At 70.4% G+C, this 13,101-nt stretch carries 7 protein-coding genes and 2 pseudogenes; 5 read left to right on the forward strand and 4 right to left on the reverse strand.

The window, feature by feature from the left end; genetic code table 11:
* Positions 1-122: 122 nt before the first annotated feature.
* From DEJ46_RS00435 to DEJ46_RS00445, 3 genes are all read left to right on the forward strand, one after another.
* Positions 123-2,315, forward strand: a complete 2,193-nt coding sequence (locus tag DEJ46_RS00435) for a discoidin domain-containing protein (RefSeq protein ID WP_150263368.1) — start codon at positions 123-125, stop codon at positions 2,313-2,315.
* Positions 2,316-2,456: 141 nt separating this feature from the next.
* Positions 2,457-3,548 carry a DUF1996 domain-containing protein gene (locus tag DEJ46_RS00440; protein WP_150263370.1) on the forward strand — a complete coding sequence of 364 codons (1,092 nt, stop codon included), beginning with the start codon at positions 2,457-2,459 and terminating at the stop codon, positions 3,546-3,548.
* Between the two features lie 107 nt (positions 3,549-3,655).
* A complete protein-coding gene (locus DEJ46_RS00445; RefSeq protein WP_150263372.1) occupies positions 3,656-5,176 on the forward strand; it encodes a GH1 family beta-glucosidase in 1,521 nt (506 codons plus the stop codon).
* A 45-nt stretch (positions 5,177-5,221) separates the two neighbouring features.
* Here DEJ46_RS00445 and DEJ46_RS00450 read toward each other — a convergent pair.
* The 4 genes and pseudogenes from DEJ46_RS00450 to DEJ46_RS00465 all read right to left on the reverse strand — a co-directional run.
* Positions 5,222-5,672 (reverse strand): annotated as a pseudogene (locus tag DEJ46_RS00450) (transposase); the annotation flags it as partial.
* 146 nt (positions 5,673-5,818) lie between these two features.
* Entirely contained in the window at positions 5,819-6,319 is a 501-nt protein-coding gene (locus DEJ46_RS00455) for a hypothetical protein (RefSeq protein ID WP_150263374.1), read from the reverse strand.
* Complete coding sequence (locus DEJ46_RS00460) at positions 6,320-8,311, reverse strand: pre-toxin TG domain-containing protein (RefSeq protein ID WP_150263376.1); 1,992 nt, start codon at positions 8,309-8,311, stop codon at positions 6,320-6,322.
* 577 nt (positions 8,312-8,888) lie between these two features.
* A pseudogene (locus tag DEJ46_RS00465) lies at positions 8,889-9,718 on the reverse strand (DUF1206 domain-containing protein).
* A gap of 476 nt (positions 9,719-10,194) precedes the next feature.
* Here DEJ46_RS00465 and DEJ46_RS00470 point away from each other — a divergent pair.
* Both DEJ46_RS00470 and DEJ46_RS00475 read left to right on the forward strand, forming a co-directional pair.
* Positions 10,195-12,282, forward strand: a complete 2,088-nt coding sequence (locus DEJ46_RS00470) for an RICIN domain-containing protein (RefSeq protein ID WP_223834426.1) — start codon at positions 10,195-10,197, stop codon at positions 12,280-12,282.
* Between the two features lie 143 nt (positions 12,283-12,425).
* Positions 12,426-13,067 carry a hypothetical protein gene (locus DEJ46_RS00475; protein ID WP_150263378.1) on the forward strand — a complete coding sequence of 214 codons (642 nt, stop codon included), beginning with the start codon at positions 12,426-12,428 and terminating at the stop codon, positions 13,065-13,067.
* Positions 13,068-13,101: the final 34 nt, after the last annotated feature.

A 13,101-nucleotide genomic window follows, 5' to 3' on the forward strand; every position in this document is an offset into this window, starting at 1 on the left:
CGCCGGGACGCGCCCTCCGGCGCGTCCCGGCCCCTCACGGGCGGCGCCCCAGTCCCCGCTGCGCCGCCCGGAAGGCGATCCCCCTCCCTTCCCCCTCCCCTGTTGTCCGCCCAGGAGCCGCCATGACCGCGATCACCGACCCGACGACACCACGGCGCACCCGCCGCCGCGCCCGTACGGCAGGCTCACTCCTCTCCCTGGGTGCCCTGCTCGCCACCTCCGTCGCCTCCACCACGCTGCTGACCGCAGCGCCCGCCACCGCCGCCGAGACCCTGCTCTCCCAGGGGAAGACGGCCACCGCCTCCTCCTCGGAGGGCGCCGCCTGGGGCGCGTCCGCCGCCTTCGACGGCGACCTGACCGGCACCCGCTGGGCGAGTCAGTGGAACGACGCCCAGTGGATCCAGGTCGACCTCGGCAGCAGCAAGGACGTCAGCCGCGTCGTCCTGACCTGGGAGGGCGCCTACGGCAAGGCCTACGACATCCAGCTCTCGGACAACGGCAGCGACTGGCGCACCGTCAAGTCCGTGACCGCCGGCGACGGAGGCACCGACGACCTCGCCGTCAGCGGCACCGGCCGCTACGTGCGCCTCCAGGGCGTCACCCGGGGAACCGGGTACGGCTACTCCCTCTGGGAGTTCCAGGTGTACGGCGGTGGGTCCACGCAGCCCGAGCCCGCAGGCGCCGTCCGAGTGAGCGGGACACAGGGCGACTGGCGGCTGACCGTCGGGGGACAGCCGTTCACGGTCAAGGGCGTCACCTGGGGGCCTGCCATGGCCGACGCCCCCCGCTACATGCCGGACGTGAAGTCCATGGGCGTCAACACGGTCCGCACCTGGGGCACGGACGCCGGAACCAAGCCCCTGCTCGACGCGGCCGCGGCCAACGGCGTCAAGGTGATCAACGGCTTCTGGCTCCAGCCGGGCGGCGGCCCGGGCTCCGGCGGCTGCGTCAACTACGTGACGGACACCGCGTACAAGAGCACCATGCTCACCGAGTTCGCCAAGTGGGTCGACACCTACAGGTCCCACCCGGCCACGCTCATGTGGAACGTCGGCAACGAGTCCGTCCTCGGCCTGCAGAACTGTTACGGCGGCGCCGAGCTGGAGGCCCAGCGCAACGCGTACACGACCTTCGTCAACGACGTCGCCAAGAAGATCCACTCCATCGACCCCGACCACCCCGTGACCTCCACGGACGCGTGGACGGGCGCCTGGCCGTACTACAAGCGGAACGCGCCCGACCTGGACCTGTACTCGATGAACGCGTACGGCGACATCTGCGGGGTCCGGCAGGACTGGGTGGAGGGCGGCTACACCAAGCCCTACATCATCACCGAGACCGGTCCCGCGGGAGAGTGGGAGACTCCCAAGGACGCCAACGGCGTCCCCGAGGAGCCCACCGACGTCCAGAAGGCCGACGGCTACACCCAGGCCTGGAACTGCGTCACCGGCCACCAGGGCGTCGCCCTCGGCGCGACCGCCTTCCACTACGGCATCGAGCACGACTTCGGCGGGGTCTGGTTCAATCTGCTCCCCGACGGCCTGAAGCGCCTCTCGTACTACTCGCTCAAGAAGGCGTACACCGGATCCCTCGCGGGCGACAACACCCCGCCGGTCATCAGCGGCATGACGGTCACCCCCGCCGGATCCGCCCCGGCCGGGGGCGAGTTCACGGTCCGCACCGACGTCAGCGACCCCGACGGTGACCCCGTCACCACCAAGATCCTCCTCAGCGGCAACTACGCCAACGGTGACAAGCGCCTGATCTACGCCCCGTACCGCTCGCTCGGCAACGGCACCTTCGCCGTCACCGCGCCCGAGAAGCTCGGCGTGTGGAAGGTGTACGTCCAGGCCGAGGACGGCCGCGGCAACGTCGGCATCGAGACCACGTCCGTCAAGGTCGTCGCCCCGCCCGTCGCCGGCACCAACATCGCCCTGAACAGGCCCACCACCGCCTCCTCCGCCCAGGCCTCCTACGGCGACTGCCCCTGCCCGGCCGCCAACGCCACCGACGGCAACACCGGCACCCGCTGGGCCAGCGACTGGAGCGACCCGCAGTGGATCCAGGTCGACCTCGGCTCGGCCAAGCCCATCCGCACCCTGCAGCTCGTCTGGGACCCCGCCTACGCCAAGTCCTACGACGTGCAGGTGTCCGACGACGGGAACACCTGGCGGACGATCCACACCACCACCACGGGCAACGGAGACATCGACACCGTCACGACCTCCACCACCGCCCGGTACGTCAAGCTCCGGCTCACCGCGCGCGGCACCGGATGGGGCTACTCCCTCCACGAGTTCGGCGTCTACAGCTGACGACGCCGGCTCCCCCGAACGGGCGCGGCGGGGACCGCCGCAGGACCCGCCGCCCCTGCACCACCGCACGGGAATCCATCACACCAGTCGTGTGGCGTCCCCGCGTTCACGCGAACCCACCCCCATGGGCAGGAGATCCCCATGAGATCGAGTCCGAAGCGACTCCCCGCACTCCTCCTCGGCACGGCCCTCGTCGCCGGCGTCCTCGGCATCGGCACCATCGCCTCCGCCGCGGACACGGACAACGCCGGCCCGCCCACCGTCGCCACGGCGGGCGCCCACGCCGGACACGTCATGGCCGTGTCCACCCAGGCCTCGGGCGACGACGCCGACGGAGACGGCTACATCCCGGCCGTACCCCAGGTCACCGGTGTGACACCGTCCACCGCCACCCCTCCCCCGGCCTACCATCACGAGTTCCAGGCCGGCTGCGCCGTCACCCACACCGCGCCGGACGACCCGATCGTCTACCCGGGCCAGTTCGGCAAGTCCCACGACCACACATTCATGGGCAACACCTCCACCGACGCCGCCAGCACCACCGGCTCGCTCTACGGAGGCAGCACCACCTGCAAGGCACCCGCGGACGCCTCCGCGTACTGGATGCCCTCGCTGTACAAGGGCGACCAGAAGGTCCTGCCCGTCGGCCCGCAGGTCATCTACTACAAGGCGGGCGTCACCGACTACCGGAGTGTGCGGCCCTTCCCCAAGGGTCTGCGGTTCGTCGTCGGCAACCCGATGCAGAGCGCCGAGGAGTTCCGGGCCCACAAGGGCTTCGTCGAGGGCTGGGAATGCGGTGACAGCTTCTTCAACACCGACATCCCGGCGACCTGTCCGGACCGGCCCGACGTACAGCTCAACCTGCGCATGCAGGCGCCCAGTTGCTGGAACGGCCTGTACCTCGACACCCCCGACCACAAGAGCCACATGGCCTACCCGGTGGTCAAGCCCGGCACCAACGACAACATGTGCCCGGCCTCCCACCCGGTCGCCCTGCCGATGATCGAGTTCAAGATGGCATGGCCGGTCAACGGCGACATGTCCCAGGTCCGCCTGGCCAGCGGCCGCGGCTACTCCTTCCACTACGACTTCTTCAACGCGTGGGAGGAGCGCACCCTCAAGGCCCTGGTCGACCACTGCATCGTCGGCGGCCTGCAGTGCGACACCCGGGGCTTCGACCTGTACCGCCCCGAACGCGGAACCGTGCTGAACGCGGACCACCGTCTGCCCTGACCCCCACCCCCGCACGGCCCGGTCGCCCGCGACGGCGTCCGGGCCGTCCTCACGCCCGCGCCCCACCCGTCCGACCGACCTCTCACCTCCGGCCTCAGGAGCAGCCCATGACCGCCCCCGCCCCCTCCGTCACCGCCCGGTACGACGAGCTCATCGACCTCCTGCCGCCGCACTTCCGCTTCGGCGCCGCCACCTCCGCCTTCCAGATCGAGGGAGCCGTCGCCGAGGACGGCCGCACCCCGTCCATCTGGGACACCTTCTGCCGTGTCCCGGGAGCCGTCGACAACGGCGACACCGGCGATCCGGCCTGCGACCACTACCACCGCATGCCGGAGGACGTGGCCCTGCTCGCCTCCCTGGGCCTCGACACGTACCGCTTCTCCGTCTCCTGGTCCCGTGTCCAGCCCCACGGGCGCGGCCCGGGCAACCCCGCGGGACTCGCCTTCTACGACCGTCTCGTCGACGAACTCCTGGCGCGTGAGATCACCCCCTGGCTGACCCTCTACCACTGGGACCTGCCCCAGGAGCTCCAGGACGCGGGGGGTTGGCCGGACCGCGACACCGTGTACCGCTTCGCCGACTACGCGGAACTCGTCCATGAGCGCCTCGGTGACCGCGTCACCCACTGGACCACCCTCAACGAGCCTTTCTGCTCGGCGATCCTCGGCCATGTCGAAGGCGTCCACGCACCGGGCGGACGCTCCCTCGCCGACGGAGTGGCGGCCGTGCACCATCTGCACCTGGCCCACGGCCTCGCGGTCAGGCGGCTGCGTTCCGCCGCCCGCCTCCCGCTCGACCTGGCCGTCACCCACCTCCTGGGCACGAGCAGTCCCGTCACCGACAGCGAGGCCGACCGCGAGGCCACCCGCCGGGCGGACGCCCTCGGGTTCCGCTTCTACCTCGACCCGATCCTGCGCGGCCGGTATCCGCAGGACCTCGTCGACGACCTGGCCGTCCACGGCATCGAGATCCCCGTCCGGGACGGCGACCTGGAGACGATCGCCTCGCCCATCGACACCCTGGGCGTCAACTACTACCGCTCCATGCGCACGTCGGGAGTCGACGAGCGCGGCGCCGCCACCGACGCCCGCGGCATCCCCGTCACCCGCAGCCTGCCGCACGGCGGGCTTCCGGTCACCGGGCTCGGCTGGGAGGTGATGCCGCACGACCTCACCGACCTGCTGCTGCGCATCGCCCGGGACTACCCCGGCACCCCTATGGTGATCACCGAGAGCGGCGCCGCGTACGAGGACCGGCCCGACGCCCACGGCTTCGTCGACGACACCGACCGCACCGCCTACCTCGCCGCCCATCTCGCCGCGGTGGCCCGGGCGCGCGCCGGCGGAGCCGACGTCCGCGGCTACTTCGCCTGGTCGCTCCTGGACAACTTCGAGTGGGCGTACGGCTACGACAAGCGCTTCGGGCTCGTCCGCGTCGACTACACCACCCAGCGCCGCACGCCGAAGCGCAGCGCCCTGTGGCTGCGCGACACGGCCCACCGCGTCCGCGGCGCCGACGGTAGGGTCGCCGCGAGCAAGCGCGCGGGCGAACGCCAGGCCGTCTCTTCCGGATGTGCCGGTCGCGGTCGACGGGAAGCCGGAAGGGACGGCCTCAGGGCTGTCCCTTAATCGATCTTCGAGTCGTCATGGGCAAGGCGGTTGCGGTGCGTGCGCTCACCGCTGTCGGACCAAGGCGAGGTTGTGCAGGCGGGCCATGCCGAGCATGGCTTGGTGGACTCCGTCGCCTGTGAGTCGGCAGTCGCGGAGGACCTTCCAGGTCTTCATCAGGGCGAAGACGTGCTCGACACGGGCCCGGACCTGCTTGTGGGAGCGGTCGTGCTCCTCCTTCCAGGCCGGGAGTTCGGTCCGGCCGTGCTCGCGGCGGTGAGGGATCACAAGTCCCGTGCCCAGACAGCCGCCGTCGGCGATCGTGAGTGTCTTGCCGACGGCGGGTGTGGCGCCGGACTCCTCCCACACCTTGCAGTCGTGGTGGTTGGCGGCCGGCGGCCGGCCAACCACCACGACCAGGCGGGTGCAAGCATCGATCACGACCTGGTGGTTCGTGGAACACCGGTTGCTCTTCGGCCACGGTGTGATCGCGGGAGGGCACGAGGGTGCCGTCCACGAACCGAGCCCGTCCGAGCCGGCTCTCACGACGACAACGACTGCCGGTGGAGCCGTCAGGCGTTGTCGACCGGCAGGACGGCCATCGCCGGCGCCCTCGATCTGCCTGGGCCCCGGCCGGCGGCTGTCGGCCGGGGCCCGCCTCGGTCAGCCGGTCTCACCCCACCAGGCGGGAGACACGCTGAGGTTCCAGAGATCGCCCGCCGCCCACTGGGCGTCGCCGTCCACCCGGACGATGAGCCGCACACCGGACTCGGGGACCCGATAGCGGCGGAAGTCGGTGGCCGTCGCGTCGTCGTCCGGTTCGACCGAGCAGCCCAGATCGTTGATCGCCGCGGTCAGGTCCTCGAAGCGCACCGAAGAGGCGAAGGTGCCGTACGAGCTGCGCAGGGCCGCCGGCACGGCCGACTCCGCGTCCCACCTCAACCGGTGCACCTGCACGCTGATTCCGAAGCAGGGCCAGGAACCCTGCGCCTCCTCGAACGACAGCTCCACGAGCCCGTAGTCCCGGCGCATGAGCCCCGCGTCCACGTCATCGACGTAGCCGGCCCCCAGCCGGTCCGCCCACTCGGCAGGCTCCGTGCCGATGCCCACGCCCAGAACATCGCCGCGAGTGGCCACGTGGGCGTAGAAATCCAGGTCGGACATCTACATCTTCTCCATTGCCTCGATCAGCGCCTGCAGCTCGGCCGTCCGGTCGTTGCTGAAGCGCCACTGCGGGTTACGGCCTTCCTTCATGGCCTTGGCACTGGACTCGAAGACCTCCTTGGCTCCCTTCGTCACCCTGATCATGTCCGCGCGCGTCTTGGGGTCGGACTTGATCGCCGCGACGACGGCATCGACCTGCTTCTGGGTGGCTGTGCCGCGCGACAGGCGGATCGCCTCGCCACGGATGCCGCCCTTGCCGTCCGGACGCAGGGCCACTTCCATGCCGTCCTTCATGTTGACGTGAGCGCCCTTGGTGACCCAGTCCTGGTCCACCTGACCGACATGGTCGATCTCCAGGCTGCACTTGTTCTTCTTGGCATTGTGGACCAGGACGGGCGTGCTTCCGGCAAGCACGTAGTAGGTGTGCAGCCGGGCGACGGTGAGGTTGTGGACCGTCTGCTGCCCGGTGCTCGTCGCGACCGCGGTGACCCGCACCGGCTTGCTCGTGTCGGTCCGCAGCCATGTTCCAGGAGTGAGGTCGACGGCATCGCTCCACACGTCGGGGCCGACGGTGCGGAACGGGTGACGGTCGGTCGCCGTGACGGTGTCCGTGCGGTCGCCTGCGTCGCCGTCGGTGTCCACAGTCAGGGTGACCAGGTGCTTCTCCCCCGAGCCGGTGATCAGGTCGGTCACGGGCTGGGGCTCGGTGAGGCCGGTGTCGGGGTCCGTGGCCAGGACCTCGTCACCTTGGCGTACCGACTCGATGGACACGGCTGCGCCCGTGGCCATCAGGACCCGGGTTCCGGCCGGGAAGCTGTTCCCGTCGACGCTGCCGGCGACGCAGGTGGCCTTGCGGGCGTCCCGCACGTCGTCGCCTGTGAGGGCTTTCTTGCCGGTCTTGAGCCAGCGCAGCACGGCCAGCGCGCCCGTGGCCCGGTCCAGGCCGCTCAGTTCCTCGTCCGTGGCGAGGTCCTTGCCGATGACGGCCTCGACGATGCCCTTGCCGTCCCCGATGCCGGGCAGGAGGTCGAGGAGCAGGCCCATGCGCCGCTGCTGCTCCTCGGCGTCGAGCCCGGAACCGCCGGAGCTCCAGGCGTCCTTGATGTGGGAGAAGTCGAACTCGATGCCGGGCAGCTCACGGAGCTTCTCGGCACCCTTCTTGATGCCCGGGACGTGCTTGTTGAGCTCCTCCATGCCCTTGTTGGCCTGGCCGATGCCCCGGTTCATCTCCTCCATGCCCTTGCTGGCCTGGCCGATGCCCCGGTTCATCTGGTCCAGCGCACCGTTGACCTGGCCCATCGCCTTGTTCATGTCGTCGAGGCCACGGCTCATCTGGCTCAGACCGGCGTTGATCCGGTCGAGATCCTCGCCCATGCCCTTCAGGCCGTTCCGGAGCGAGGTCGCGGCCTTCTGAAACTCCGGATCGCCGACGATGGCCGCGAGTGCGAAGATCACCTGAAGGAATGCGACGGTCACCTCCGCGAGCATCACGATCGTCTGGATGGTCTCGTTGACCTTCGCCAGCCGGTGGTCGACGTCCTTCTGAGCGGCCACGTACGCGGCGCGGATCCGTTTCTCCGCCTCGGCCCGCGTGGCCGGGTCGGCGATCGTGGCCGGGTCCTGCTTGACCGCCTCCTTCAGCTGCTCGAACCCGGCGATCTCCTTGCGCAGGTTCTTGAAATGCTGCTCGGTGTCCTTGTGCAGGTAGTGGATGCCGTACGCGGCAAGGCCCACCCCGGCCCCGACGCGGACGGCCTTGTCGGCGAACTCCCGGTAGCAGGCGGGCTTCTCCAGCAGCGGCTTGGCGCCGCACCCGGAGTACTTGGCGGCGGCCTTCACGATGGCCGCGATGCGCTCGGCCGCGGAGGCCGCCGCCTGACGGTTCTCGATGCCTGTCGCGGCGACTGCGGTCTTCTCCCCCAGGCCCAGGCAGAGAAAGACTGCCAGGAGCGTGAGAAACGCGGCAGCATGCCGCGTCGTACGGTGGTGCATATACGTCCTATGTCGAGGGCCCGCGCATGCGTCACGGCTGGTCGACCGGCGGCACGGACCCAGAGTCCTCGGACGAGAACTCCCCCTTGAATTACCGAACGGTAGCTTAAGGGGTGTCCCATGACTGGGCAGCGCCCTGTTGCCGAGCCCGGATCGGACCGCGTCAGTGGCTGGTGACATGACCGAGAGGTGCTGATCAAGGCTAGGGCGACGAGATCTTCGTCGACGACCTGCACCAGCGCTACGAGACGGCGTGCGAGGAGGACGGTGACGTCCTCGCACTCGAAGAACGCTTCCCGACCGCCAGGCAGAAGTGCGGCCTGGACGACTAACCGGTCGTCTTCGGATGCTCACCCGAGACGCTGCGCACCACGGCGGGCCACCGGTGCCGGGTTCGTACTCCTCTGGAGGGGACGCCCACTCGGCCGAAGAGCGAGATCCGCCGCTACCCCGAATGGCACCGCCACATCACCCTGGCCATGACCGCACACGCCTTGTCGGAGTCGATCTCGACGACGGTGTTGCAGCCGGGTGAGGCGAGGACGAGAGGCAGTGGCTCGCCAGAGTGCGGCCGGGCTCAGAAGTCGCGCCACTTGGTCTGACCGAAGGAGAACACACCGAAAAGGACGAGTCCGACGGCCACGGCGACCAAGAGCCACGGCCCCACGGGTGTCTGGGCGAAGGAGCGGATGGCGTCGTCCATGCCCTTGGACTCCTTCGGGTCGAAGGTGACCGCCGCCTTCAGGCCGAAGTAGCCGACCGCACCGAAGACGAGCCCACGCCCCACACCTCCTGCGATACCCGTCACGTCCATGAACCGCCTCTGGCGCTTCGACATCCGGTCCCAGGTGAGGTGCTTGCGGTACGTGCGCAGTGCCGCCCGGCCCACGATCCACAACCCCGCGCCGAGGAACCCTGCGGCCGCGGCGCCCACCCACCACTGGCCGCCGGGCAGAGCGAGAAGGCGTCCGGTGATGTCCCGCTCTGTCGGTCGGTGGAACCGGCCCCGCTGCCCCGGTCGCCGACCGCGAAGGCCAGGACGAGGAAGGACGAGACTCCGTAGAAGACGAACCGCGCGCCGGACAGGGCGCGTTTGCCCGCGCCGTCGTTCTTGGGTCCCGCCGAGCCGAACAGCGCCTCGGAGAGCCGCCACACGGTCATCCCGGCGAGTCCGACGCCCAGCGCCCAGAGCAGGGCGGCCCCGAAGGGCGTCGCGGCGATCTCGGTGAGGGCCCCGCCCCGGTCGGCCTGCTCGTTCGTGCCCGTCAGGCCGATGCGCACGGCCAGGACTCCGACGAGCAGATACAGCACACCGCGCGCCGCGAAACCCACCCGGGCACCCGTACGTACGACGTCCCCCCGAGCCGCTCGTCTCACGGCGGCCCACGACGACCCGGTTGTGGTCATGTCAGATCCTCCCCTGTGTCCGGACCCCTCGCATGCCCCGACTGCGCGCTTCGAATCAGGAGGCGGGGGCCGCGACAACCCTCACACCCCTTCAACAAGCCGTCCGTCACACCTCTCGGCTCCGGGGAGAGGAGAGCGCACGCTTCACCCACGCCTGAGAACCGACGGCGCCCTCACGGCTGGTGACGAGGGGAATTCGAGAGGTAATAAATAGATGAATACCCTACTGAATTTCCGTCAACAACATTGCCGCGCCTATCTCGATTCGATAACGAGATCTCAGAAAAGGCCTGGACCATTCGCCACTGAAATCCCAACTTGCCTTTTTTACAAGCGTGTTGACTGTTCATCAGATACGCCACCGTAGGTAACGGTCAGATATCTCGGCGGGCATTCCCGTTTGCCCGGATTCTCCACCGCACGCATCTGGCAGGCTTCCGCGCACCCACTCCTCCGACCAAGGATTTGAGGTGCGCATGACTAGACATCGCAGGAAGCGTGAACACCGGCGCAAGAGCCGGAGGTTGATGCTCCTCACCGCCGCAGTGGCGTCGGCGGCGGCGATCGCCGGAGGGGCCGCCTACGCCGGCATCGGGAACGACGCCGGGCCCGGGACCCCCGCGCAGGCGCGCATACCCGCGACGGTTCCCCTCGCGCCGGCCGCCGCCCCGACCCGCGACGAGGAGCCGGAGCCCATCGTGGGCAAGCCGGCCAACGACACCCGGCGCGGCATGGTCTACAACGGACTCAAGGCGGCTCCCCGGGGCGACCGTTGCACGGGCACCTACCGCACCGACGCGGGCCTGTGCACCCACGGGCCCGACGCTCCGCCCAAGGGCGTGGACATCAAGGCGAACGTGCCTCCCGCCGTCACCACCAAGGCCACCGCGGCCGACCCGGCGAAGCCCACGTCCGGGGACGCGGGCTCCGGGAAGGGCGCCGGGAGCCCCCAGGACGCGCCCGCCGCCGACGCCGACGGCGCCAGGACCGGAGCCGCCGCGGCCCCGAAGCCGACCGCGCCGTCCGCCGGCCAGACGGTCGCCGCAGGCCCGGCGGGACAGACCGTCCAGTGCGACGGCGACGGCAGCACCGGCAACCGCGTGCAGGTCGTGTACGTGCACGGCCCGGGCCGCGACCGGTACGCCGAGTACGTCGCCTCGTTCCGCAAGTGGGCGGCCGACGCCGATCTCATCTACGCCATGAGCGCGAAGGAGACCGGCGGCGTACGGCACATCCGCTATGTGACCGCGGCCGACTGCACGCCGACCGTCCTCAACATCGAGCTTCCCTCGTCCGCGCTCTCCGAGTTCAGCGCGACGAACAACGCGCTCGCAGCCAAGGGCCTCGACCGGCGCGACCGCAAGTACATGATCTTCGCGGACACCAACGTCTACTGCGGCATCGGCACGTTCGCCGGTGACGAACGGCCGGGCCAGAACAACCAGAGCAACTTCGGTCCCTCCTACGGTCGTACCGACGCGGGCTGCTGGGGCGGCCACACCGCGGCGCACGAACTGGGACACAACCTCGGCGCGGTCAACAACAGTGCGCCCAACACCAGTCGCGGCGCGCACTGCACGGACGAGTACGACGTCATGTGCTACTCGGACACCCCGTACTACCCGCAGATGCGGTACGTGTGCTCCAACCGGGCGGCCGAGAACATCCTGGATTGCAATCACGACGACTACTTCCACACCAATCCCAAGGCCGGCAGCTACCTGGCCACGCACTGGAACATCGCCGACAACCAGTTCCTGATGCGGTCCACGGGCGGTACCACCCCCAACCCGAACCCCACCCCGACGCCCACCCCCACCCCCAGCCCGACGCCGACCCCGACCCCGACCCCGACCCCGACCAGGCAGCCCACCGGCGGACCGACGCCGACGGTCGGTCAGATCCAGTCCACGGCGGTCGTCGTGAGCTGGCCCAAGGTCGAGGGCGCCGCCTGGTACCAGGTCCTGCTGGACGGCAGGCACCTGACCTGGGTCCAGTCGCAGTCGCTGCGCGTCTACAACCTCCGGCCCGGCACCGAGTACAAGGTCGCCGTCTCGGTCCGCGACCGGTCCGGTCGTGACAGCGGGGCCGGGCGGACGACCACGTTCCGTACGGCAGGAGCGGGCAACGGCACGACCACGCCCGGCACCCGCTACACCCTCGCCAACGCGGGCACCGGCATGGCCGCCGAGGTCTGGGGCGGCCGCTCCGCCGACGGCACGGTGCTCGTCGGAGCGCGGGCCACCGGCTACGCCCAGCAGCAGTGGCTGTTCGACGACGCGGGCAACGGGCTCGTCCGCATCCGATCCGCCGTCTCCGGCAAGTGCCTGCAGACGGGCGGAGCCCCCAGCGCGGGCATGTGGATCGCCCAGCAGACGTGCGGCGGCGCGGCCACGCAGAAGTGGAAGCTGGCCGCCCACGACGGAGCGGTCACCGTGACCGACCCGAGCGGCGGTTACGCCCTGACGGTGAGCGACCGCCCGTACTACGGGAGCTGGCTGCTCGACCTGCGGCGCGCGAACGGTGCCGCGACCCAGGCGTGGACGGTCCAGAAGGCCTCCTGACCCCGACCGGACGACCAGGGCCGGGCAAGCGGCCCCGGTCGTCCGGTCCGACGCCGGTGGACGGTCACCACGACCGTCCACCGGCGCCCCGGCTCTCCGCATTCCGCACGCACCGCATCTCACGCACCTGGAGCACAGCAACGATGCACACACACCATGCTTCCCGTACCCGTACGGGCTTCGGCCTCCTGCTCATGCTCTTCGCCCAGGCCCTGGCCGTGCCGGCCACCGCCCAGGCCCACGGCGACACCGTCAAGGTGGTGGTGACCGGTCAGCGGGACGGCCACGTCACTACCGAGATCACCTGGGAGAACGACGGGGACGCCGTCGAGGAGACCGTCGCCGCCACGGTGAACGCGACCAGCCCCGACGGATCCCGTTCCCTGGGACCGTGGCCCCTGGTCCGCGCCCCCGGCACACGCACCGGCTGGACAACCGCCGAGGTCCTCGCCCCCGGCACCTGGAAGGTCACCGTCAACGTGGGCTTCCCCGCTCTGGGCCACGCCGAACGCGAGGTCCAGGTCCCCGTGGTCGACCCCTCGCCCCCCGCCCCACGCCCGACCCCCACCACGACCACCCCATCCGCCCCGGCGCCCGCCGCGCCCGCCCCCGCCACCTCCGTGCCGGCACCGGCCACCTCCGCGCCGGCACCGTCGCGGACGGACCCGGCCGACGAGCGGGGTGACCGTGCGGCCGGATGGTCCCTCGCGGGCCTGGCCGGCATCGTGCTCGCCGGCACCGCAGCAGGCGTGCTCCTCCGACGGGCCCGCGCCCGCAGACGCTGACGCTCAAGGGGCTGGGCCGTCATCGGCCGGGCCG

This window comes from Streptomyces venezuelae (assembly GCF_008642375.1).
In the GTDB taxonomy this organism is placed as follows: Bacteria; Actinomycetota; Actinomycetes; order Streptomycetales; family Streptomycetaceae; genus Streptomyces; species Streptomyces venezuelae_G.

What these genes read in the sequence shown, in the direction of transcription:
- DEJ46_RS00435 (WP_150263368.1), top strand. Translation starts at nt 123, where the DNA reads ATGACCGCGATCACCGACCCGACGACACCACGGCGCACCCGCCGCCGC.
- DEJ46_RS00440 (WP_150263370.1), top strand. Translation starts at nt 2,457, where the DNA reads ATGAGATCGAGTCCGAAGCGACTCCCCGCACTCCTCCTCGGCACGGCC.
- DEJ46_RS00445 (WP_150263372.1), top strand. Translation starts at nt 3,656, where the DNA reads ATGACCGCCCCCGCCCCCTCCGTCACCGCCCGGTACGACGAGCTCATC.
- DEJ46_RS00455 (WP_150263374.1), bottom strand. Translation starts at nt 6,319, where the DNA reads ATGTCCGACCTGGATTTCTACGCCCACGTGGCCACTCGCGGCGATGTT.
- DEJ46_RS00460 (WP_150263376.1), bottom strand. Translation starts at nt 8,311, where the DNA reads ATGCACCACCGTACGACGCGGCATGCTGCCGCGTTTCTCACGCTCCTG.
- DEJ46_RS00470 (WP_223834426.1), top strand. Translation starts at nt 10,195, where the DNA reads ATGACTAGACATCGCAGGAAGCGTGAACACCGGCGCAAGAGCCGGAGG.
- DEJ46_RS00475 (WP_150263378.1), top strand. Translation starts at nt 12,426, where the DNA reads ATGCACACACACCATGCTTCCCGTACCCGTACGGGCTTCGGCCTCCTG.